At 68.3% G+C, this 21,309-nt stretch carries 22 protein-coding genes and 1 pseudogene; all 23 read right to left on the reverse strand.

The features are described 5' to 3' along the window. Positions 1 to 99: 99 nt before the first annotated feature. Positions 100 to 735: a pentapeptide repeat-containing protein gene (locus ACFV9T_RS30565; RefSeq protein ID WP_385445676.1), complete on the reverse strand. Its 636-nt coding sequence runs from the start codon at positions 733 to 735 to the stop codon at positions 100 to 102. Beyond that, the gene (locus ACFV9T_RS30570) at positions 716 to 2,836 is read right to left on the reverse strand and encodes a hypothetical protein (protein WP_385445677.1); all 2,121 of its coding nucleotides are present in this window, start codon (positions 2,834 to 2,836) and stop codon (positions 716 to 718) included. Before ACFV9T_RS30570 ends, ACFV9T_RS30565 begins: the two co-directional genes overlap by 20 nt. Beyond that, on the reverse strand, positions 2,833 to 3,222 hold the full coding sequence (locus ACFV9T_RS30575; RefSeq protein ID WP_385445678.1) for a DUF6507 family protein: 390 nt from the start codon (positions 3,220 to 3,222) through the stop codon (positions 2,833 to 2,835). The genes ACFV9T_RS30570 and ACFV9T_RS30575 overlap by 4 nt, the downstream gene beginning before the upstream one ends. 58 nt (positions 3,223 to 3,280) lie before the next feature. After that, a complete protein-coding gene (locus ACFV9T_RS30580) occupies positions 3,281 to 3,592 on the reverse strand; it encodes a pore-forming ESAT-6 family protein (protein WP_385445679.1) in 312 nt (103 codons plus the stop codon). Positions 3,593 to 3,604: 12 nt separating this feature from the next. Next, the gene (locus tag ACFV9T_RS30585; RefSeq protein WP_385445680.1) at positions 3,605 to 3,937 is read right to left on the reverse strand and encodes a hypothetical protein; all 333 of its coding nucleotides are present in this window, start codon (positions 3,935 to 3,937) and stop codon (positions 3,605 to 3,607) included. Positions 3,938 to 4,113: 176 nt separating this feature from the next. After that, positions 4,114 to 5,412 (reverse strand): hypothetical protein, encoded by a 1,299-nt coding sequence (locus ACFV9T_RS30590; protein WP_385445681.1) that lies wholly within the window; start codon positions 5,410 to 5,412, stop codon positions 4,114 to 4,116. Further along, complete coding sequence (locus ACFV9T_RS30595) at positions 5,409 to 5,702, reverse strand: hypothetical protein (RefSeq protein ID WP_385445682.1); 294 nt, start codon at positions 5,700 to 5,702, stop codon at positions 5,409 to 5,411. Before ACFV9T_RS30595 ends, ACFV9T_RS30590 begins: the two co-directional genes overlap by 4 nt. Then, complete coding sequence (locus ACFV9T_RS30600; protein WP_385445683.1) at positions 5,699 to 8,416, reverse strand: SUMF1/EgtB/PvdO family nonheme iron enzyme; 2,718 nt, start codon at positions 8,414 to 8,416, stop codon at positions 5,699 to 5,701. The genes ACFV9T_RS30595 and ACFV9T_RS30600 overlap by 4 nt, the downstream gene beginning before the upstream one ends. Continuing rightward, entirely contained in the window at positions 8,413 to 8,640 is a 228-nt protein-coding gene (locus ACFV9T_RS30605; RefSeq protein WP_385445684.1) for a hypothetical protein, read from the reverse strand. Before ACFV9T_RS30605 ends, ACFV9T_RS30600 begins: the two co-directional genes overlap by 4 nt. A gap of 5 nt (positions 8,641 to 8,645) precedes the next feature. Then, entirely contained in the window at positions 8,646 to 9,194 is a 549-nt protein-coding gene (locus tag ACFV9T_RS30610) for a class I SAM-dependent methyltransferase (protein ID WP_385445685.1), read from the reverse strand. Between the two features lie 390 nt (positions 9,195 to 9,584). Continuing rightward, positions 9,585 to 10,451: a 3-deoxy-manno-octulosonate cytidylyltransferase gene (locus tag ACFV9T_RS30615; protein WP_385445686.1), complete on the reverse strand. Its 867-nt coding sequence runs from the start codon at positions 10,449 to 10,451 to the stop codon at positions 9,585 to 9,587. A 35-nt stretch (positions 10,452 to 10,486) separates the two neighbouring features. Then, positions 10,487 to 11,038 carry an NUDIX hydrolase gene (locus ACFV9T_RS30620; RefSeq protein ID WP_385445687.1) on the reverse strand — a complete coding sequence of 184 codons (552 nt, stop codon included), beginning with the start codon at positions 11,036 to 11,038 and terminating at the stop codon, positions 10,487 to 10,489. A gap of 5 nt (positions 11,039 to 11,043) precedes the next feature. Continuing rightward, a complete protein-coding gene (locus ACFV9T_RS30625) occupies positions 11,044 to 12,165 on the reverse strand; it encodes an adenosylhomocysteinase (RefSeq protein ID WP_385445688.1) in 1,122 nt (373 codons plus the stop codon). Between the two features lie 31 nt (positions 12,166 to 12,196). Further along, positions 12,197 to 13,192 carry an NAD-dependent epimerase/dehydratase family protein gene (locus ACFV9T_RS30630; RefSeq protein ID WP_385445689.1) on the reverse strand — a complete coding sequence of 332 codons (996 nt, stop codon included), beginning with the start codon at positions 13,190 to 13,192 and terminating at the stop codon, positions 12,197 to 12,199. A gap of 35 nt (positions 13,193 to 13,227) precedes the next feature. Beyond that, positions 13,228 to 14,064, reverse strand: coding sequence for an aminoglycoside phosphotransferase (locus ACFV9T_RS30635; protein WP_385445690.1), 837 nt, complete (start codon positions 14,062 to 14,064; stop codon positions 13,228 to 13,230). After that, positions 14,061 to 14,717, reverse strand: coding sequence for a histidine phosphatase family protein (locus ACFV9T_RS30640; protein WP_385445691.1), 657 nt, complete (start codon positions 14,715 to 14,717; stop codon positions 14,061 to 14,063). Before ACFV9T_RS30640 ends, ACFV9T_RS30635 begins: the two co-directional genes overlap by 4 nt. Continuing rightward, the gene (locus tag ACFV9T_RS30645; RefSeq protein WP_385445692.1) at positions 14,714 to 15,475 is read right to left on the reverse strand and encodes a phosphotransferase; all 762 of its coding nucleotides are present in this window, start codon (positions 15,473 to 15,475) and stop codon (positions 14,714 to 14,716) included. Before ACFV9T_RS30645 ends, ACFV9T_RS30640 begins: the two co-directional genes overlap by 4 nt. Next, positions 15,472 to 16,320 (reverse strand): class I SAM-dependent methyltransferase, encoded by an 849-nt coding sequence (locus ACFV9T_RS30650; protein ID WP_385445693.1) that lies wholly within the window; start codon positions 16,318 to 16,320, stop codon positions 15,472 to 15,474. The genes ACFV9T_RS30645 and ACFV9T_RS30650 overlap by 4 nt, the downstream gene beginning before the upstream one ends. Positions 16,321 to 16,351: 31 nt before the next feature. Beyond that, positions 16,352 to 16,861, reverse strand: coding sequence for a topology modulation protein (locus ACFV9T_RS30655; RefSeq protein ID WP_385445694.1), 510 nt, complete (start codon positions 16,859 to 16,861; stop codon positions 16,352 to 16,354). Between the two features lie 96 nt (positions 16,862 to 16,957). Beyond that, a complete protein-coding gene (locus tag ACFV9T_RS30660; protein WP_385445695.1) occupies positions 16,958 to 18,010 on the reverse strand; it encodes a hypothetical protein in 1,053 nt (350 codons plus the stop codon). Continuing rightward, positions 18,007 to 19,725, reverse strand: a complete 1,719-nt coding sequence (locus tag ACFV9T_RS30665) for a carbamoyltransferase (protein WP_385445696.1) — start codon at positions 19,723 to 19,725, stop codon at positions 18,007 to 18,009. Before ACFV9T_RS30665 ends, ACFV9T_RS30660 begins: the two co-directional genes overlap by 4 nt. A gap of 8 nt (positions 19,726 to 19,733) precedes the next feature. Next, positions 19,734 to 20,684 carry a thymidylate synthase gene (locus tag ACFV9T_RS30670; RefSeq protein WP_385445697.1) on the reverse strand — a complete coding sequence of 317 codons (951 nt, stop codon included), beginning with the start codon at positions 20,682 to 20,684 and terminating at the stop codon, positions 19,734 to 19,736. After that, a pseudogene (locus ACFV9T_RS30675) lies at positions 20,681 to 21,309 on the reverse strand (hypothetical protein); the annotation flags it as partial. The pseudogene ACFV9T_RS30675 and the gene ACFV9T_RS30670, both read right to left, overlap by 4 nt.

Below are 21,309 nucleotides of genomic sequence, written 5' to 3' on the forward strand. Positions count from 1 at the left end.
GCCCCAGTACGTGCTCACGGCACCCGGCGGGGGCGGATCAACCGATATTGTCTACCAGCAACCTTGGCGCTAGCAAGCGTCGACCGCGCGGCCATGGGGTCAAGTTCCAGTGATAACCTGGACGTTGCCACCCTTCTTCCTTACCCATTCTTCCAAGGCGGCGCCGCCCAGCTCGCGAACGGAGTCTTGCTCGGAGAGCTTCACGGGGCCAAAAACTGAGCCAGACACTCCCTGAAGGTTGGTCGCATGGTTCATTGCCACCTTAAAGGAATTCTCTCGCAGTACTGCGTCCGTCAAGTCTGCGTCCCGGAGGTCCACGTCGAGTAGCGACGCTCCCATGAACTGCGTACCACGAAAGCTTGCTCCTGTGGCATCGACATCACACAGAGACGCCTTGACGAGGTCTGCCCCGTCGAGAGTGGCTCCCCGCAGAACTGCGTCGTCAAAATTCACCCGTACGAGGGATGCTCGAGTGAGGTCTGCCCCGGTGAAGTCTGCGCCCTGTGCATCCGAGCGGTAGAGGTCGGCTCCGATCAGCTTTACGTTGACCAACCTGGAGTCGGTGAACCAGGACTCAGAGAAGTCGCCTCGCGACAGGTCGGCGCCACTCAAGTCGAGCCCGACGACGTCAAGTCCGCCTTCCTCCTCCTGTAGCCACTCCAGCAGGCGTTGCGCTGCTTCTGGAGCGCCAGGGAGCTGGCCTGGAGCCCAGCCCTTACGGGTACCAGATGACATTTTCTTCCCAGCCGTTCTTCTGGACAATGGACTTAACGTCGTCTATTGCCGCTTGATTTGCATTTCGTACATCAATGATAACGGTGCGATGTTTCTCGGCGATCTGCTCCGACAGCTTCTTGACCCATTTGCCGTTATTGGCTGGGTTGTATGCCCCTCGGAAGGGCTGGGACTTGTCGCGCACGTTGTTGAAGGGAGGCCAGTCGGAATGGACACCCTTGATGTCGTAGTACTTCCCGGTGCTAGGCGAGTAGAATTCCCCACGGTCAGCTTCGGAAGGGCGGCGAATGTCTTCCGGAAGACGCCCCTGTTCGCGTAGATCCAGACCGACTCTCGCTTCGTCCTTCGAAGGCTCGGAGATCCCTCCATTCTTGTCCGGATCCCGTTGAAGATGGTCGAAGTCGTCGTTGCTTCGCTTCTCCACTTCTTCCAGATGCCCCCAGTGCGCTGCCTTCTGCGCTGCTGTCATTTCGGGCGGCGGGTCATTCACATGTTCAGCAGGTGACGCGCCGGACGGCTCACCTCCTGGTGGAGTGCTTCCTGTATCTCTTCCTTCTCCGCTGTGGCCTGGCGTCGAATCGCTGCCATGCCCCCCCGAGGTACCACCGTCTCCGCTGGGACCAGGATGGCTGTCACCTGTCTGGCCGCTGCTGTGTGGCACGTCGCGGTTCACGGACGGGCCTGGAGAATCATGGCGATTCCCGTCGGGCACCTTGCCAGATGCAGGGGCCGTTCCATCACCCGGGGCTTGCCCGGAATGCACAGCCTCGGCATGCGAACGGCCTCCGACTGCGACTGGCTCCCGTTGCGCGGGCGCGGCCTCATGCTGATCCGCCCGCGGCTCCTGACGTGGCGTGTCGTGGATGGGGTTGCCCTCGGCGTCGACGCGGATGAACGCGCCGTCCTCAATACGGACCCGGGAGCCATCCGAGAGTTCGATCTGGCTGTGGAGACGCTGCGAGCCGGGTGCGTTGTCGAGAGCGCGGATGTTGGCTGTTATGTCGGACAGCTTGGGCAGGGAGTTGGTGGCTTTGCCTCCTACCTTGAAGGCTGCCGAGAGCGGGTCGAGATATTCGCCGATCTTGGCTGCGCCTTGGGCTGCCGCGCCAACCTTGCCGCCCTTGATGGCGCGGGCGGCCGGAGCGGCGCCGAGGGTGAGGGCGTTGAAGACTATGGTTCCTGAGGCGCGGGCGGGGTTCTTGTCCCACATGTCCCAGGCGACCAGGGACTTGCCGAAGTCTTTGGCGGCCTGCTTCTGCCGGGTCTCCTCGGGACTTTCCTCGTCCTCCCCGATGGTCCAGTCCATGAGCATGTCGTAGGGCTTCATGGTGTACTGGCCGATACCGCCCGCGATGTCTCCGAGATGGCTCCAGGCCTCTCCGGCTTCCTTGTTGAATCCGAAAAGCGTCTTCAGGCCCTTGAGCCCGCCCCAGATGTTGTCGACGACGATGCCGTCCCAGACGAAGCTCTTGAAGTGGTGGCCGAAGTCCAGGGCGTCGTAGGTCTGGCTGACGGGGCTGCCCCAGGGGAGCTCCTTGGCCTGGTCGAGAGCGTCGAGGTCATAGCCGTACATCACCTTCTTGCGGTTCTGCGTATGGCTGCCGTCGTCCGCTACGAACTTCGGGCCGCCCACCAGCCCGGAGATCGTCGTGGAGGCCTTGCGCTCGGCCTCCTGGAAGGCGGCGACCGCGGCGTTCACGTCGTCCCAGAGCTGCTGGTGGCGGTTGACCTTGTCCTCGTCCTCGGTCCAGTCGTCGTCACCATCGACGCTGTCGACGAACGTGAACGCATCCGCCTTGAGCCGCGCCAGGCGCTTGACCAGCGGGCGGATCTCGGAGGCGTACGTGTCCAGCGCGTCGGCCACCGTTTCCAGGTCGCTCGCGAAGGCGTCGGCTTTCGTGGCCACCGGCCATGTGGAGGAGAGGAGCTGGTCCGCCTCAGGTGCCTTGTAGTAGGCCTCCAGCATCTGGAAGCGGGAGTACACGTCCATGCCACCGTCGCGGATGGAGATCGCGTCACCGCGCAGCCCGGAGATGTCGTCCTCCAGCTGCCTCAGATCGCCGGTGAACTCAGGGATGCTCGCCGGTTCGATCATCTTCACTTGTGGCCGCCACCCCGTTTGTCGTCGCCCGGCAAGTCGATCTTCGGTGCTGCCAGGGCCTTGTGCTGCGCGTCAGCGGCCATGCAGTGATGCCCCGCGACATAGAGCGCGGTGGCCTCGCGAGCCCCGTTCACCGACTTGGCCGCCCGCGCCCCGATGAACAGCGCCTCGCGCGTGGTCTTCTCGATGAACAGCGCCAGAGCTGCTCCCACCGGGCCGGTCCGAGGGGCCCCGCAGTAGGGCTCACTGATGGTTCCGGCCGCAGTGGCAGCGCTCTCCACGTTCTTTCCGTACGACTTCACGCCTGTGTCGATGTCGTCTATCGCGTCGCCCACCAGCGAGGTCACGAACTCGACCCCGGATGGGGTGATGTCCCACCCAGACATGCCCAATCCCCCCCAGTTACCGCCCCAGCACGTGCTCACGCCGCCCAGCGGGGCGCGATCAACCGATCTTGTCTACAGCAGCTTTGGCCTTGGCGAGCGTCGACTGCGCCGTGCTGTCATTCTGTTCCAGCGTCGAACGCACCAGACCGATGATCTCCCGTACCGCGTCCGCGGCACGGTTCCAGCGGACTTCCTTGCTGTGGTACTCATCCGAGACACCGTCAGCCTTGAAGTCCGCCATGGCTGTCTTCACCGCACGGTCCCGGTCGGCGAGGACCCGCTCGAGGTGGCCGATGATCCCCTGGAGGCTGCCCTGCACCTCCCCCGAGGCGCCCATGTCATACGAGTTGCGGTCTTGGCTTTGCCCCATCGGGAATCCCCCCTATCGCCCGGAGAACCGGGCCGCCTCGAAGTTGGCACTGGATATCTGCTGGTGGGCGTTGTCCTCCTGCTCCTGGTCACCTGTGGCGAAGGCGGTGTCCATGCCCGACTGGCCGCCCAGGATCGACTGCAGTGAACCATTCAGCTCGCTGGTGATTTCATCAGCGTGTAGCTTGAACGAGTCGAACGCCGCCTTGCCGCGGCCGTTGAACTTCCCTTCCAGCGGCTCCGCCGCAGCGATCAGCAGCCGAACCAGAGCCCCCAGGTCGTCACTCGACCCCACTGTGCTCTTACCGAGACTCGACAGAGTCTCACTTCCCATGTCGAACTTCATGCATCTTCCCCCGGACGCCCCGCGCACCGTCGATGTCTGTTCGTTGCGGTCTGTGGTCGCTTCACTGATGTCTCATGTGCATCGAACATCCTCTCGTGCGAAGCGATCCACGCGCAACGCGGTTGGCCGCGACACGCTGCAATCCGGACCACTTCGCGGTCCAGCCCATGTGCGAGTCAGCGGTCTCGACCGGCGTGGGAGCGGCCGCGGAGGGCGGTGAGGACGAGGCGGCCGTAGCGGGTCGTGAGGAGTGCGGCGGTGGCGCCAAGTGCACCGGTGGTCGCGGCGAGGAGGTGCCAGGGGTTCTGGTCGCCGAGGACTTGGAGTGCGCCCATAGCGGTGCCGAGAGGGAGGCCGAGGATGGTGAGGATGCCGAGGGCGCCGCTGATCTGCTGGTTTTCCTGGGTCTGGATGAGCCGGTTGTGGTCGGCGGCCTCGGCGAGGATTTCGGTGAAGCGGTCGGACAGGCGGTATTGGTGCTGGTAGGCGATGAGGAGGTCGTTCGCCGTGCCGTGGGTGGTGAGGTGCTGGCGCCAGTAGGTGCTGCGGAAGTGGGCGATCCGGCGTTCGAGACCGGCGAGGCGGTTGGCTTCGCCGGGGCCGGTGAAAACCTGGGCGAGGTCTTCGGTGAGGTGGTCGATGTGGGTGCGCTGGATCATGCCGAACAGGAGGGCGTCGAGGTAGATGCTGCGCATGTGGAGTTCGGCGTAGCCGTAGAACGGGTCGTCGGGCCCGTGGTCGCGGCGGTGACCGATGAAGGCCGCGCCCTGACGGAGCACGAGGGCGCTCCAGTCGGCTGAGATGCGCAGGGCATTGCCGGTGAGGTGAGGGACGGTGGCGGGGTCGGGTGGGTAGTCGTCGGTGTCGGTGCGGGAGGCCAGTGCCCAGAGCCATTGCTGGGTCGCGGGCCAGTGGCGGTGGTCCCGGCCGCGGTTGAGGCGAGGCAGGGCGCGTCGGTCGGGGGTGAGCAGGGCGACGGTGTAGGGAAGGGCGTCGGGCTCGACGGTGGCGTGGCCTTCGAGGCGTGTGTTCGGCCTGGCGTGGGCGTGGTCCTGCAAGAGGGCGGTGAGTATGGGGTCGGTGACCGGTGAGGGGGTGGTTCCGGGGCGGCGGGCGAGGGAGCGGAGTGTGCTGAGGAGTTCCGGACCGGTGATGGTCAGGTGGAGGACGGCAAGGGCGCGGTCGGCGTCATCGTCGGTGGGGGTGCGCAGGAGTTCTACGCCGTCGATGGTGACGGGGCCGTGGGTGTGACGGACCTGCCGGTGCCAGCGTGTGGGGTGTTCGGAGGTGCCGTAGAGGACGCTGGCGGCAGCCGGGGTGAAGTAGGTGCGGCGTGTGTCGGTGGTGGTGGTCCGGACGCCGTGGGTGAAGGGCAGGGGGCCTTGGGGCCAGGGTGGGTCGGCGGGCAGGCGTGCGGGCAGGACGACGGCGATGGTCTGGCGGACGCCGGTGGGGACAGTGCGCGTGCGCCTCACTCGTAGAACGCCTCCGGGGAGGGCTGGTTGAGCCGGATGACGAATTCGGCCCGCCAAGTGTCGTTGGCGGCGATGTGGAAGCGGACGCGTTCGCCGGTGTACAGGGTGCGGAATCCTTCAGTGACGATGTGGGTGTAGTCGAAGGTGTAGTGGCGGCCGTCTTCGTCGTCCTGGACGATGTAGCTGCTGGCGCGGCCGTGGATGCCACCGCCGTGGGGGCGGCGACCGACGACGCGGCCAAACCGGGGAGCGTCGCCTGCGGCGGGAGTCTGCTGGCGGTCTGCCGTCATGAGTGCTGGTCCTCCTTCGCGTCGTCACCGGTGGTGGGAGGCAGTTCGGTGACGCAGCGGAAGCCGACGGCGTTGCTTGCCCGGGAGCGGCGGTACAGACCCTTGGCACTGGCCTGGACGGCGCGCAGAGGGTTGTCGAACGCGCCGCCGCAGATGACGGCCTCGTCTGGGGCGCCCACGCTGGTGGAGGTCCACTCCCAGACGTTGCCGGCCATGTCGGCGATCCCATAGGGGGAAAGGTTGGCGGGGTGGGCGTCGACCGGGGTCACCCAGGCGTGGCCCAGGCCGCCGCGGTCGAATTCTTCCTTGCACGCCTGATAGGTGACCAGTGGACGGCCGGCCCAGGTGTCGGCGCAGTTCACCGCTTGCAGGTCGGCGGTGTCGCCCCAGGGGAAGAGGCGGCCGTCGGTGCCACAGGCGGCGGCTTCCCATTCCAGGGAGGTGGGAAGGCGCTTGCCTTCAAAGGCGGCGAAGGCGTACGCGGCCCACCAGCTGACGCAGATGGCCGGGTGGTCGTCGTAGCGGGGGTCGTCGTAGTAGTCCGGGACGCGCAACCGCTCGGTCCAAGCGGCGTGGGTGGTACCGGGCGGCTGGTCGGGGTGGTCCCACGGTGAGGTCCCGTCGGGGCGCAGCGCTTGGAGGAAGGGGCGGTAGCGGGCGACGGTGACCGGGTGGCGGTCGAACCGGACCGGGTGACGGACGCGGCGCAGCAGCAGCCGTTCGGCGGGACCGACGAGGTAAACCCCGGGGTGGAGCACGCAGTCCTCGGTCGGAGTGGGGTGCGCGGGGAAGGTGGAGTGTGCGGCGAGGAAGGCGCGGACCTGTTCGGTCAGGTAGGGGGCGTCGGACGGGTCGGCCGCCTGTGCGCGGCCGACCGGGGTGCTGAGGTAGCGGGCGGCGAGCAGCTCCTGGTAGGCGGAGTGGATGAAAGCCAGTGCCTCGGGACCGGCGGGACGGAATAGCGGGCTCAGGCGGAAGGCTCCGGAGGTGATCCGGCCGCCGTCGAAGGCTTGCGGTCCGAGCGCGTTGTGGAGTTCGAGCAGGCTGAAGACCGTGCGGTCCTCCAGGAAGGCCCGACCACAGGTATCGGCGAGGGCCGGGGCGAGGGGCGCCAGCCCGGTGTCGGTGAGGACGTGGTCGATGTGGGCGCCGATCAGCTCGGCAACCGTTGGGGTCCCCGCGATGTCCAGGGAGGTCTGGAGACGTCGTGCCAGCGGCGTGGCGGCAACGGCAGCGCCGGCATCCGGGGTGGGGTCGCTGTCGGTGGGTGCGTCGGTCAGGCGCAGCATGCTGAAGCGGGGAACGCGCTGGGGGTCCACGCCGTTGGCGTACATCTGCTCGACCAGTTGCTCGGATATCGCGCTGGAGCAGTCGAGCAGCCGCCGGATCTGCGGGGAGTCGGCGAGGAAGGAGACCCGGGAGCTCAGCACGACGGAGGACTCGGCCGACAGCACCGAGGCCAGGTCCGCGAACAAGCGCAGGAACCCCTCGGGGCTGGGCTCGTCGACGGCCTCGTCGACGGCATCCAGGACGCATAGCGCCGAGCCGGAGCGGATCAGATACAGGAACAGTTCGAAGGCGCGTGCGCGTTCGCGCGGCATGCAAGGCGCCAGGATACGGGCCACGTATTCGGCGAAGGTCTCGTCCTTGGGCATCAGGCCGAGGTCGAAGTAGAAGCGGAAACGTCGGGCCGTAGCGGGGGTGTCGTTGACCAGGGCGCGCAGCAGGGTGCTCTTGCCGCTTCCGGGCTTGCCGATGACCAGCACGTTGGCGGACTCCTGCATGAGCCGGGCCAACAGCGGCTCGGCGTCTTCCACCTCACTGATGCGGCTTTCGCCCGTGTGGGGGTCGCTGGTGAGCAGGGCGCCGGGCAATGGCAGACGCTTGCTCGGCATCTGCGGCGCGGCAGTCGCGCAGGAGGCCAGGTGGGTGTGAAGGTCGACGATGGTGTCGATGAAGCCTTCGTAGCCCACGATCCGGTAATCCTGCCCCAGCAGGGGGCGGACCTGGTCCACCGCGTCGTCGACGATAACGAACCGGGTGAGCTTGGGCAGCCGCGTCTTCAGCAGCTCGCCGCCGGTGGTCTCCAGCACGTTGCGCAGCTCGGCGGCGTCCTTGGACAGCAGGAGTTCGACGTACTCCAGGCGTACGCCGGATTCCCGGCAGAACAGCTGGTAGACGGTCTCGGTGGAGAGGACGAACCGCTTGGAGACCCGGTAGCCCAGCGTCAGGTAGAGGCCCGCGAGGAACTCCACCCGGCGCGCGACTTCGGGCGCCATCCGCGGATCGTCCCCGGTCAGGGCAGGGCTGGCGGTGCTGGTGAACCAGGCCAGTACGTCGACCAGGCGGCGCACGGCGAGCAGGCCGTCTTCCTCGGCGATCTCGTAGCCGTCGTGGGTGGAGCGGTTGCGCAGGCGCTGGATGTCGGCGAGCGCGTTGAGGACCGTGGTGCTGCGGATGTGCGGGCGGCAGCCTTTGATCAGCTCGCTGAGCATGCGGCCGGACGGGGCGCCGACCACCTCATGGTGGCGCCACAGCTGCTTGAGCAGTTTCTCGGTGATCTTGCCGACCAGAGCGATGGCGTTCTCCGGATAGCCATCGTCCAGCGACCGTAACGGGCGCTCCAGATCGATCCCCAGATGCTCCGCGACCCGGGAGTGATCGTCCAGCTCGTGCCGTAACCGGCGCAGTCGCTCGTCCACCGGAGCGGTCACCGGGCACCTCCGCCGGAGTCGACGGTACCAGTGGAGTCCTCGCGGACGCCGAGGACGAACGCGAAGCGGTCGGCGAAGACGAACTCTGGTTCCGGATGGCGGGCCCGGATCTCCTCGATCCCGGCGTCGAGCTCCTCATCACTGAAGGTCGACAGCACGGACATGTACCGGGACCTGACCATGGCCAAGTACCGCTCCCGCTCCAGGCGCAGCTCATGCTCCACGAAGGTCAGCTCGGCCCGAAGCCCCGCATCGGACAGGTGCCGGGCGATGGCAGCGGGGTCGGGCTGGAGCTCCTCGTACCGCTTGAGGGCTTCAGCGAACAGCGGGTAGTCGATCGTGGTGGCAACATCGCCACCAGCAGCCGTCCGCCAGGCGCGAGCAGTCGGGCCAATCCCCTGAGGGTGGTGGCGGGGTCGGTGACGTGATGCACCGACTCCTTCAGCCACATCGCGTCCAGCCGCTCATAGGGCAGGGGCACCGTCTGGTCAGCGATCTCCTCGGCCGATGCCCTCAGCGGTGACAGAGCCGGAGACGAGGGAAGCTGATCGAGCATCGCCGCCGAAGGGTCCACGCACAACACAGGCTGGTGCGGGCGGAGAGCCTCCGCTATGCCGCCGGCGAACAGGCCGGTGCCGCACCCGATATCCGCCATACGGTCGTTCGCGGACAGCTCCAGCGCCGAGGCGATGCGCTCCGACATCCACCCCACGAAGGCTGGACTGTAGACCCAGTTGTCGTCATACGTGCTGGCGAGATTCTGGTAGTGCTCCCCCATGTCACGCCCCACCGACGCCTCCCGACCCTGATGGCTCACCCTGCCCCGACTTGCCAGACTACCCAAATGAGTACCCTCAGCAACGGCGCATGCGCCGGGCGATGATGCCGTTCCAACAGCCGGTCAGCGAGATCGAGGGCTGTTGCGGTTGTGCACCGCCCAGCCGGGAGCCGTTCTCTCACGGTCGAAGGCGTCGGACGGAGCTTCTTCGACCAGACCGGCTGGGCCAATCTCCCCAGCCACGTCGGTCTGCCCAGCTTGGTCCTTTTGCGCGCAACCCCGAGTGCCTCCCGATCGGTGTGCAGTTCGTAGGCCCGGCCTATGCGGACCGGAGCTTGCTCGCGCTGGCCGAGCGCCTGGCATCTCTGCTCAGAGGGACGGCCGAGGGTGTCATCGCACCATGGAGCGGATGACCTCTACGTCGCCGCTGCAGGTGACGGCGTCTTCTTCGTCGGTAGGCGACTGCCCTGCGGTGCCACGCGTGAGGACTGCTCCGCCGTACTGGTTGAAGAGGCGCTCGGCTCGCGCCAGATCCTCTGGGGTGTCTACCGCTACACCGTCGTCCAGGACAGGGACCATCTGCACGGCGTGGCCGTGCTCGACGAAGCGCAGCATCTCCACACCCTCGGCGCGCTCCAAGGGCCCCTGCTGGAGTCGTAGGAAGTGCTGGAGAGCCGGGCCGGTGAAGCCGTACAGACCCAGTTGACGTAGGTACTTCGCGCGGTCACCTTTGGGATAGGGGATGGGCTGGCGCGAGAACATCAGAGCCTTGCTTTGGGCCGAGACAACAACCTTGACGACGTCGTGGTCGAGGACGGCGCCCGGGTCGTGCAGCTCGGCATATGCGTTTACGGCGAGCGTGCCCGGCGGCCTGTACTCCAGGGCCTCGGAGATGTCGTCGATGGCGGTCGGCGAGATGAACGGCTCGTCGCCCTGGACGTTGATGTACGCCTCGGCCGGCAGGCGCTCGGAGACCTCCGCGACGCGATCGGTGCCGGTGAGGTGCTCTCCGGTACGGATGCACTCGATGCCCAGTTGGCGGCACGCCGCTTCGATGCGTTCGTCGTCGGTCGCCACGACAGCTCTGTCGAGACGTTTGGCCTCCAGGCAGCGCTGGTGGACATGCCAGAGCAGCGGCTTGTCGCCGAGGATGGCCAGTGGTTTGCCGGGGAAGCGCGAAGCACCCCAGCGGCAGGGAATGACGGCGATGTGCCGGCGCGGTTTGGCGCCGGTCGGCTGGGCTGTGGTGGCGGCCACGGCGCCCTCCTGATGGTCGGGTCGGAGTGGACACTTCAGGAGAGCAGGGCGAGCTTGGCGCGGACGGTGAGTGAAGCGGCACTCGCGAACTGCCGCCATTCGTAGCCGTCGACCTCCTCTTCTTGGAGCGTCACCGCGTGCTCTGCGCCGAGGTGGAAGGCCCAGCGGAAGTCCACGTGGTGGTGGGTCGGCTCGTCCTTCGAGGGGTTCGCGTCGATGGTGTGCACGTCGATGTCGAGGGGAACGTCCTCGTAGCCGGAGAGGGGGACGACGGCGCTGGGCGGGATGCCGGCCTCCTCGTGCAGTTCGCGCAGGGCGGCGTCGCGCAGGTGCCGGTCAGCCGGTTCGTTGTGCCCGCCGGGCGCCAGCAGTTTCCCGGACGCCTTGTGCACGATATGCAGCACGCGCCGTTCGCCGTTGATGAGGATGGCGCTGCAGGTCACGTGTGCGGGAAACGTCTTGCGGCTCGTGGGGTCGTCCGTGGCGGCGAGCACGGCGAACAGCAGGGTGAGGGAATCACGTTCGTCCGGGTGGCGGGCGAGGTACGCCTCGGTGACAGAGCGGACGTGGTCGACGGAGGGAGGCATCGGGGTCACCTTTCGAAGTGGCGGAGCCAAGTTTTGGCGATGGTGTCGCGGTCGGCCGCCGGCATCTCGTGTAGTCCGGTCTGGAAGCGGGCGTGGCTGAGTGCGGCGGTGGCGGCGAGTATCTCGGCCTGGACGAGGTGGATGTAGGCGCCGACGGCGGCGCCGTGCACGAAGTTGACGGCACCCCCGTCGGCGAGAACGTAGAAGTAGTGGCCAGTGACCTCGTATCGCGTCAACTGGGCGCCGACTGGGTGGCGTTCGTAGAGGTCGTGAAGGCTGCCGAGTTCGAGTTCGTCCTCGGAAGAGGTCACTGATCCGAGGTACGCGCCGTTCCGTAGGGCGGCGAAATCCTCATGCCGAAGGGCGAGATTGCCGGTGGCGCACAGAACGAGTCGCGCGTCGCGCACGGCCTCGGTGGTGGACGCACTGGTGCGGAAGCCGAGGGAGTGCGCCTGCACCCGCTTTACTGGGTCGCTGTCGTACACGGTGACGCGCAGGTCCTGGGCGCGAAGGGTCTGGGCGATGGCGCGGCCGATCTTGCCGAAGCCGATGACGCATGCGTTGCGGCTGGTCAGGATGTCTCCACGAGAGCGGACGAGGGCATCGGTGGAGAAGACGATCGACCGGCCGACGAGGTGGTCTTCGCAGTCCTTGAGCGGGGAGCGGGCCACGGACACGACCGGGCACGGCAGGGAGTCGAGGGCCGCGTACCGCTGGTGACCGTTCTCGGTGTCCTCGACGACGCCGAGGATGCTGCCGGAGAACTTGCTTACGAGGGTGTCGAGGCTCGCCGCGAAGTAGCCGCCGATGTCCACCATGACGACGTCCCGGCCACCGGCCGTGGTCTCCAGGTAGTCCAGGGCCTGCGTCTCGTCGGTGAACCGCTCCCGGGTCAAGTCGTGGACCGGGAGGGTGCGACGGACGGCGTCGAGGGTCGGCTGGTGGATCGACCGGGGCTTGGGCAGTACGGCGCCGACCGTGGACACCGCTGCCATAGCGCGCAGGAATGCCGGTCTTTCCGGGAGCAGGTGTGTGATGACCAGCGTCGTGATCGTCTCGCCGGCGGGGAACTGCGCGGTGATCTGCCGGAAGAAGGCGTCCAGCCGCGCTCGCTCGGGACTTTCCATTACCACTCCTCTCGGGCTCCGAGCCGCAGGGCTACGCGGCCCGGCTGTAATCCGGAACCTGGGCGGCCAGCGCCTGCATGTGGGCACGCAGCCCGCGGTGGAGGTCGACTCGCGGCTGCCAGCCGAGGACTTCTCGGGCGCGGCTGGGGTCGGCGCGGGTGAGGGGGACGTCACCGTTGCGGGCGTGGTCCTGGTGGAGCTGGATGTCGCGGCCGGTGAGGCTGGTGGCGATGTTGATCACGTCCAGCAGCGATGCGTTCGATCCGCCGCCGACGTTGATGGCACCCTGGGCGGTCGGCACGACGGCGGCGATTGTGGCGGCGACCACGTCGTCGATGTAGGTGAAGTCGCGTCGCTGGTGGCCGTCTCCGTACAGACGAAGCGGCTGTCCGGTCAGGGCGGCGTGCAGGGCGCGGTGGGTGAACATGTCGGCGCGCTGCCGGGGACCGTAGACGGTGAAGTACCGCAGGGCGACGACGCTGGGGCCGATGGGGCGCTCGGCGTAGGCGAGGCAGAGCTGTTCCTCGGCCAGTTTGGTCACGGCGTAAGGGGAGGCGGGTTTCGGACGGTCGGCCTCGAGGCTCGCGCCGCCGTCGGTCGGACCGTAGACGCTGGAGGAGGAGGCGACGACCAGTCGGGGGACACTGATGCGGGTGCAGGCTTCCAGGACTCGGTGGGTGGCCAGCACGTTGGACGCGAGGTAGTCGCCGAACTGCGGTCCCCAGGAGGGCCGTACGCCGGGGATTCCGGCGAGGTGAAAGACCACGTCCGCCTCGATCAGGAGAGGGTCGATCGCGCAGTGGAGGAGGTCGGCCATGACGTGGTGGTATCCCGGGAGCCCCCGCAGCGTAGCGAGGTTGGCGACGGCCGTAGGGTCGGTGGACGGGTCTCGGCGGTCCACGCCGATCACGGTGGTACCGGCCCGGACGAGGGCGTGTGCGAGGTGGGAGCCGATGAATCCGGCGGAGCCGGTCACCACGGCCCGACGGGGGGCAGCGGTGATCGGGGACTGCTCGTGCTGCGGCACGGGGATCTCCAGAAAGGTGTCGTCGAAGAGGAAGGTCAGGTGAGCCGGGACAGGACGGTTCTGCCGTGCTCGCTGAGGGTGGGGTCGTTCTCCTGATGGCCCTTGACCAGGGCCGTGGCCGCCTCGATGGCGCCGAAGGACTCCAAGAGGCGACGCTCGGTGTCGTTCAGCGCACGCCCGTAGCCGTCGAAGAAAGCCGTACGGAGGTGGGATGCGGCTTGCCAGCGTCGGAATTCGAGCCGTGCGAAGTCGCGGACACGGGCGTCGTGTCGCATGTGCTCGAAGTCGCAGACACCGAAGGTGTCGCCTATCAGCCAGTTGCGCGGCTGGTAGTCGAGATGGCAGACCGCACTGTCCATGCCGCTGTTTCCCAGGATGGCCGCGTGGTGCTTCAGCAGGTTCTCCTCGGCCGTGTCGATCAGGTCGGCGTGGACGGCCCGAACGATCCAGCTCTGGAAGCGCTCGGCGAGCGCTGCGCCGGCGGCGCCGCCCTGGGGCATGGCGGTGGCCCGGTGGAGCTTGCCGAGGACGTGGCCGGCCTCGTGGTGGGCCAGTTCCTCCTCGGGTGATCCCGGGGCAGCGGTGTCCGCCCGATCGCCTGTGAGGGCGGTCAGCAGCAGGGTGCGGGTGGCGTCGTCACGGCCGACCAGCTTCGGCGCGTGGCGGGTCAGGTGGGTGACCCATGCCCGGTAGGCGTGGAGTTCCCCTGCGTACCGGTCTCGCTCTGCGTGCTGCTTGGCGACGAAGTGACGCCCGTCGCCGCTCACCACACGCAGGGCCCGGGGCGGAAGCAGAGGGCCGGGTGCGACCTCGACCGCGCCGAGGAAGTGGTGCGCCAGTCGGATCCGGGGGTCGTCCGATGTCGCGATCACGGAGTCGGCTCCGGCGTGAGGAGACTGAGGTGCTCGGTGTCGTTGTGCCGGTCGAGCATCCAGCGGGTCTGGCCCAGGCGGTTGCGGTGGTGCTGCCAGCGTGTGATGGAAGCGTGGTTGTGGGTGAAACCGGCCGGCGAGCCGATCGGGATGCCGAGCAGCAGAGTGTGTGCGGTGATAACCGTCTCCCCGTGGGCCGCGAACACGATGCGCTTCCCCTGGTTGTCCCCGATGAGCTGGTTCAGGTTCCTGCTGGCACGCTCCAGGAACCCATTCCAGGTGTCGGAGCCAGCGGCCCAGGGAGTGTCGGGATGCGCATGCGGTCCGCCGTTGGCGGCCGTCTTCACCGCATCCCAGGGCTTGCCGTCGGCATCGCCGTGGACCGGGCCGTCGAGACGATCGTCGTGGTGCAGTGGGATCTGCAGCGTCTGGGCGATGATCTCGCCGGTCTGGACAAGACGGATCCGCGGGCCCGCAAAGACCACGTCGAAGGGCTTCATCAGGTGTTCGGTAGCCAGGCGGCGTGCGGCCTGTTCAGCCTGGGCGTACCCGAGGTTGGTCAGGCCGGTGCAGGTGCGCGGGCCCCCGACAACGCCGTCGGCGTTGCACTGGGCCTGGCCGTGCCGTACGAAGACGAGTTCAGTGATGATCATGAGGCTCCTCGGAGGTGGGAGCGGAGCGGCCAGCTGTAGCGGTAACCGTTGCGCCCGACGTAGGGCGCGTTCAGGACGGCGTGCAGAGCCAGGAAGTCGCCGAGTCGTTCGCGGCCTGTGGTCCCGAGCCGGGCGTTGTGGCTTCCGGCCGCTGCGTTGTACGCGAGCAGGGCAGCGTTGACGGCTTGGTCCGTGAGCGGTCCGTACGTCAGGTGGAGCGTCGCGATGAGCTTGGCGAGGTCGTATCCCATCGGGGCGAGGGACAGGTCGTCGGTGTCGACGGTGACGATGTCCTGCGTGCTGGTGATGATGAAGTTCCGCGGGTTGCTGTCCTTGTAGAAGGCGAACGGCCCCTGGGCGGTCTCTTCCAGCAGGCCGAGCATCGCGTACAAGGTCACCTTGTTCGGCAGGTAGCCCTGCTCGTGGCGACGCCGGAGCGCGATCTCCCGGAGGTCGAGGTAGCCGCCGAACGCCGTGCCGTCCTGGAAGCGGTGCGGGGTGCCCAGCGACGCGGACTGCAGGTCGCTGGACCAGGCGGCACCGTGGGCGTGGCCCAGCAGTTTTGCCACGCGCGGGAGGTCCTCGGGGCGTACGGAGCGGCCCTCGATCCGTTCGAACGTCAGGCTGTCGGGTCCGATGGCGTGGAGTGCCGGCTGCCGCAGCGGCTTTGCGTGCTCGTTGATCCACCGGTAGTGGCGCACAGCCCCCGCCGCGCGTTCCGGTGTCGGGTAGTGCTTGGTGAACGGCGTGAGGCTCATGTCGGCCGCCCTTCGTTCGGCTGGGCGACGACGAAGGTGATGCGGGACCTGGTGGTGAGCGGCTGGTCGGGAAGGAACTCGTGCAGGGTTGCGGCCAAGGCCCCGGGGTTGCCGTACAGGCCGGGCGCGAGTTCGTACTTGGGGTTGGTGGCCAGGTACTGCGCTGTGTGGTCGTGGCCGTCGAAGGTGAAGGCGTGTTCCTCGTCCTGGACGGCGATCACGTCGAGCGAGGAGGCGGCCAGGTCGGCGAGGTTGCCGCTGTGGGCTGCGGTGTAAAGGCTGTCGTGCTGCACGGCCCGTGGATCGAGCCCGGCGGCGGCGACCAGCTGGTCCATCTCCTGATAGCTGTCGAGGCCCTTGGTGACGAGCACGGCCAGGCCCCCGGGGGCGAGGACCCTGGCGATCTGCGCGATGACGTCCTCGGGGTGCTGCGAGTGGTAGAGGCAGAACGCGGCGGCGGCAACGTCGCACGACCCGGAAGGCAGCGGGAGATCGTGGAAGTCGCCTTCGACGAAGTCCACCGTGATGTCGGCCAGGTCCTGGGCGCGCTCGCGGGCATGGGCCAGCAGGGAGGGGGCGGCGTCCAGGCCGACGACGCGCTGTGGCCGGAGCTGCCCGGCAAGGACGAGGCTGCTCGTGCCGCGACCGCAGCCGATGTCGAGCACCACGCCGAGCCGGTCCGGCCGGGCGTGGTGGGTCTGCACCAGGCTGACGATCGTCTCGGGCACGGGGTGTCCGGCGGTCTTGGCGCGCATCAGGGCGCTGGTGCGCCCGGCCAGCCGCGAGGCGTGTCCGTACAGCTCCTGCTGCCGGGCGGGGTCCAGGAACGGGTTGGGCTCGTTCATGCCGCACCCCCTCCCCGGGGGCGCGGGCCGTTCAGGACTGCTCGGCGGCCACCTTCTGCAGCCAGCGGCGCGTCTGGCGCCGGTTGGCCAGCAGCACCACGTCGGCGCGGGAGCCGAACTCCTCGATCTTCGCCATCACGCGCGGCCGCATCTTGCGCCGGTACGTAGCGACGTACTTGATCACGCCCCAGTGGATGCGGTTGTGCACCCCGTTGCCCTTGTGCCCGGCCCCGTGCCGGATCTGCCGGGAGAAGATCCCGTACAGCGCCGCTACCGTCGACACGTCCATCAGGACCACCGTGTCGCAGGCTTCGAGCCGCACCTGCAGCGTCGAGTTGTAGTTTCCGTCGATCACCCACCGCGGCTGCGCGACCAGCTCCCGCTGCACTTCGGTGAACTTGTCCATGGGCAGGGCGTTCCAGTCGTCGTCGTAGAACGCGGCGTCCAGATGCGTGACCGGGGCGTCGAGGATCGTGCCCAGTTCGCGGGCCACGTGGGATTTGCCGCTGCCTCCGCAGCCGACGATGGCGACCTTCTTCATGGTGCTCCAGCGTAGAGAGGTTCGGGTGTCCGGCGGACCCATCCTCCGGGACGCGCCCGGAGGGTCCGCGCGCCGTGGTCGATCGAGCGGTCTGCATCAGGCAGCTCCCCGCTCGATCGCGGTGGTCCCGACGAGCCCGTGCAGGACGGATTCCAGCGTGTCGACCTGCTTGCTCAGGCCGAACAGGCGCAGACGGTCCACGCACGCGGCGATCAGGTCGGCGTGCTGCTGGGTGCCGGCGATCTCGCGGAGGTAGGAGAGGCATTCGAGCACGTCTCGGCCGGAGCGCACGACCAGCTCCTGCGGGACGAACCGGTCGGCGAAGCGGATGTCCGCCGGGGCCAGCGGCAGGCACCCTGCGAGCACGGCCTCGAAGATGCGCTGGGTCATCTGCCCGACGGCTGCGTACCGCTCGGGCAGCATGAGCACAGTGGCCAGAGACCGGCCGTAGACGCCGACGGCGGCCTCGAACGGGATCCGGCCCACGAAGCGGACGTGCGGCCAGCGGTCGGTCTTCGTCCATTTTCCGGCGACCAGGTGATCGACGCGGGCGGCGGCCGGGGCGAAGAAGCGCTCGAAGGGCTCGTCGCGGTCGTATTGGTTGCCCACGTAGCCGAGCACGAGGTCCCGCCGCTGTGCCGCGAGGGCCACGGGGTCCGCCTGGGCGATGAGGTCCTCGGCTACGGGGAAGAGTAGGGAGCGTGCGCCGTGGGTCGGGGCGAGCGCGGCCTCGCAGACGAGGGTGTGGGCCGAACGTCGCCACACGCTCTCGGCCCGCAGTGTGCGGTCCTTGTCCCAGATCACGGTGGGCGTACGCTGCCGCACCGTGTAGTGGTTGATGAGCTGGGCCTGACGGTGGAGGTCGCAGGTATGCCCCTCGGTCCCACAGACCGTGGTGTTGCGGCCGGGGATCGCCCAGCGCCATTCCAGGAACAGGACGTCGATGCCGGGGGTGCCGTCGTCGAAGGTGTACGCGTCGCCGAGGTCGTCGCCGGCTTCGAGGCGGTCGCGGTCGGCCTGGAGGAAGACGATGTTGTGCCCGCGGGTGCTGAGGGCGTCGATGAAGGGGCGGCGGTGGCTGCGGCCCCCGTCCGGGGTGTCGGTGACCCCGTTGCCGAGGAAGCCCCAGAAGCTGTATCCGATCTTCACTTGGTGATCCACCGCCCTTCGAGGAGCAGGGCGTCGAGTCCGGAGTTGGCCAGGCAGTCCAGGGCCATCTCGGGTGTCCCGCAGATCGGCTTTCCCTTGACGTTGAGGGAGGTGTTGATCAGCACGGGCACGCCGGTCCGGCGGCCGAAGGCGGTCAGGACCTCGTGCACGAAGGGGTTCTGTGACCTGGTGACGGTCTGCAGGCGAGAGGTGCCATTGGCGTGCACGATGGCCGGCACACGCTCGCGCGTTTTGTCCGTCACCCCGGAGGCCATGGACATGTACGGCGCCGGCTGGCCGAGCGTGAAGAACTCGTCAGCGCGCTCGGCGGGGACCATGGGGGCGAAGGGCCGAAACGGTTCGCGGAACTTCACGGTGGCATTCAGGCGCTTCACGACGCCGGGCTCCAGCGGGGAGGCGAGGATCGAGCGGTTGCCCAGGGCGCGCGGCCCGGCTTCGACGGCACCCTGGAACAGTCCGGCGATCGTGCCGTGGGCGAGCTGGTCGGCGAGGAACTCGGCGGTCTCGATGCCCAGGGTCTTCTGGTGGAGGCCGGGCCAGGGGGTCAGGTCGAGGGGCTGGTCCTCGTAGGAGGGGCCGAGGTAGCAGCTGCGGGCGATGCCGACGACCGGGCGAGGGCTGCCCCGATCGACGTGCACGGCGAGGGCGGCGCCGATCGCGGTTCCGGCGTCACCTGGTGCCGGCGGCACGAACACCTCGTCGAAGATGCCGGACTCGATGATCTTCCCGATGCTCACGCAGTTCGCGGCGACACCGCCTCCCGCACACAGCCGTCGGGAGCCGGTGAGGACACGGGCGCGGCGGGCGAGGTGCACCATCACCTGCTCGGTCCGCTCCTGGAGGGCAGCCGCCAGGTCTCGGTGGAGGTCCGTGAGCGGTTCGCTCGGGTGCCGCTCGGGGCAGGTCTCGTTGACGAACCGCCGCGATGTCCTCTGGTATCCCGACGTGAGGGTGCGTGTGGGGAAGTAGCCGGGATCGATGTGGAAGCCCGTAGCCGTCGTGCGGACGGCCCTCGCGAACAGGTGGCGGAAGCGAGCGGGGGCGCCGAGGGCGGCCAGCGCCATGACGGTGCCTTCCTCATCGCCCCGGCGCCAGCCGAGGTGCTCGGTGACAGCGCCGTACACGTATCCCAGGGAGGCCGGGTCGTTGATCGCTTCCAGGGTCCGGGCGCGGGGGCGATGAGTGCCGTAGCCACGGGCGATGGTGGTGGTCTGCCGCTCGCCGAGGCTGTCGACCACGAGCACGGCGGCTTCCTCCCAGCCGGAGGCGGCGAAGGCGGTGAGCTGGTGGGCGCGGTGGTGCAGGACCGGGGTGACGTGGGCAGACGGGAATTGGCTGCCGAGGACACGCAGCCGCTGCCGGGTACGCACGGCCACCTTGGCGAACCCGTGGGCACGGGCCAAGCTCCGGTCGCGCGTCGTCGGCGAGAGCGCCAGGCGCAGGGCGGCGGGCGACTCGGCGAGGTAGCGGGAAGGCTGGAAGTTGTAGGCGACGGCGTCCACGTCGGCGGCGCTCAGCTTGGCCTGGTCAAGCAGCCACCCGATGGCGCGGGCCGGGTAGAGCTTGGTGTGCTTCTGCTCGGAGAGGCGCTCCTCCTCGACGAAGCCGACGAGTTCACCGTCCACGAGAAGGGCGGCCGACGAGTCGTGGGTGTACGAGCACAGGCCCAGGACGACGGAAGGTGTGCGCTTCATGGCGGCGGTCACCTTGCCCCGGCCGTCGCGGCGCGCTTGGTCGAGCGCCGCTTCAGCTCTCCGTACCAGGCGGTGAGGGCCTGGCCGAGGGGTCCGTCGATCCTGTCGGCCGCCCGCCCCGCCTGCTCGCGTTTGCCGTCCTTCCACAGCCGGTAACTGCGCAGCGTCTCGGCCATCGCGTCCCAGCCGGGGTGGCCGGTCACGTCGCGGGCCTCGACCTGGTCGAGCAGGCCGGCGAAGCCCGTCCAGGGCGTTCGCAGGTCGGGCATGGGCGGGCTCGCCGAGAGCGAGGTCAGTAGCTCGGCCTGCTCGACGTGTTGGTCGTAGATGTGCAACGAGCCGACGTGCAGGTGGAACTCGCCCAGCTCCGCGCCGAGCCACCCGGCGACCAGCTCGTGCAGCACGGTGTAGAAGAACACGTCGTACGGCATGCCGATCCACACGTCCTGGCCGCGCATCATGGTCGCCATGTGCAGGCGGCCGGCACGCAGGTGGAACCGGAAACCGAGGGTGCAGGGCACGTCCTTGTGCCCGGCGGCGTCCTGGGCCGGGTCGTAGAGCTGGATCAGGGCTCGCCGGGAGTCGGGGTCCTCCCTGAGGATCTCCACGACGCGGGCCAGTTGGTCCACCTTGCTGGCCCAGTTCCGCATCCTGGGTCCGTACGCACCGCGGAGGACGCCGTCGTCGGCGAACTGCCGCAGCCGTTCGTTGTAGTCGAAGATCCACGAGGCGTCGGATCCGGACAGGTGCCAAACCGTCTCGGCGACCGCGAAGGCCGGGTTCACGATTCGGGCCGGCGGTGCGTAGAGCAGGCGGGCGCGCGGCCGGGTGAGCAGCAGGTGCACGTCACGGACTTCGCGGGTGGCCATGCCCCGGGGGCTGACCTTCTCGCCGGACTTGGCCAGCGTGACGGCGCCGGAGAACAGCTCGGCCATGCTGTCGGCGGTGAGGCGTGTCATCGGACGGATGCTCCTTCGTCCTGGGGCGACGCAGAGGCGCCCGCATCTTGGTGGATGGAATTGCACGACCCTTTGGCGGATGCGGCGCGGTCGGTGATGAGGCGAGCGATCCGAGCCGCGCTGTCGCCGCGCCACCGGCACACCGCGTCCAAGGCCGTCTGCGGGATGGGCGCACGCGGTTCACGCAGTGCGGAAAGCGCTTCGGCGACGCCACCGGCGTCAAGGCAGCGGATCGCGAGACCGTGACCGGCCAGGCCCAGCGTGCGTTCACCCGGCGGGCCGATTTCGAGGGCCGGGACCCCGAGCAGCGCGGCTTCGATCCCGCACGTCGAGTACGCGCTCGCCAGGGCGTCAGCGCCTGCGAGGCAGCCTCGCGCACCGACCCGGGGATCGGCCACCGCGACGGGCGGTCCGCCGTCCCGTTTCACCAGAGCGGCGAAGGCGTCGGCTCCCTGCGCCGGGTGTGGCGCGATGACGAGCCCCCAGTCGCCGTCCGCCTTGGCGAGCCCGTCCAGGAGGAGGTCCGCGTAAGAAGCCGTTGTCTTTCCGAGCGTGACTGCTGCGTTTCTGCTGGTCAGGCATAGTCCGTTTCTCGTGCGGCAGTGATGGCGTGTCGTGTTGTCTC

Origin of the sequence: Streptomyces sp. NPDC059850 (assembly GCF_042731515.1) — a bacterium.
Taxonomy (GTDB): domain Bacteria; phylum Actinomycetota; class Actinomycetes; order Streptomycetales; family Streptomycetaceae; genus Streptomyces.

Coding starts and splice junctions, on each gene's coding strand:
- ACFV9T_RS30565 (WP_385445676.1), bottom strand. CDS start 735: ATGTCATCTGGTACCCGTAAGGGCTGGGCTCCAGGCCAGCTCCCTGGC.
- ACFV9T_RS30575 (WP_385445678.1), bottom strand. CDS start 3,222: ATGTCTGGGTGGGACATCACCCCATCCGGGGTCGAGTTCGTGACCTCG.
- ACFV9T_RS30580 (WP_385445679.1), bottom strand. CDS start 3,592: ATGGGGCAAAGCCAAGACCGCAACTCGTATGACATGGGCGCCTCGGGG.
- ACFV9T_RS30585 (WP_385445680.1), bottom strand. CDS start 3,937: ATGAAGTTCGACATGGGAAGTGAGACTCTGTCGAGTCTCGGTAAGAGC.
- ACFV9T_RS30595 (WP_385445682.1), bottom strand. CDS start 5,702: ATGACGGCAGACCGCCAGCAGACTCCCGCCGCAGGCGACGCTCCCCGG.
- ACFV9T_RS30610 (WP_385445685.1), bottom strand. CDS start 9,194: ATGGGGGAGCACTACCAGAATCTCGCCAGCACGTATGACGACAACTGG.
- ACFV9T_RS30620 (WP_385445687.1), bottom strand. CDS start 11,038: ATGCCTCCCTCCGTCGACCACGTCCGCTCTGTCACCGAGGCGTACCTC.
- ACFV9T_RS30625 (WP_385445688.1), bottom strand. CDS start 12,165: ATGGAAAGTCCCGAGCGAGCGCGGCTGGACGCCTTCTTCCGGCAGATC.
- ACFV9T_RS30640 (WP_385445691.1), bottom strand. CDS start 14,717: ATGATCATCACTGAACTCGTCTTCGTACGGCACGGCCAGGCCCAGTGC.
- ACFV9T_RS30645 (WP_385445692.1), bottom strand. CDS start 15,475: ATGAGCCTCACGCCGTTCACCAAGCACTACCCGACACCGGAACGCGCG.
- ACFV9T_RS30650 (WP_385445693.1), bottom strand. CDS start 16,320: ATGAACGAGCCCAACCCGTTCCTGGACCCCGCCCGGCAGCAGGAGCTG.
- ACFV9T_RS30655 (WP_385445694.1), bottom strand. CDS start 16,861: ATGAAGAAGGTCGCCATCGTCGGCTGCGGAGGCAGCGGCAAATCCCAC.
- ACFV9T_RS30665 (WP_385445696.1), bottom strand. CDS start 19,725: ATGAAGCGCACACCTTCCGTCGTCCTGGGCCTGTGCTCGTACACCCAC.
- ACFV9T_RS30670 (WP_385445697.1), bottom strand. CDS start 20,684: ATGACACGCCTCACCGCCGACAGCATGGCCGAGCTGTTCTCCGGCGCC.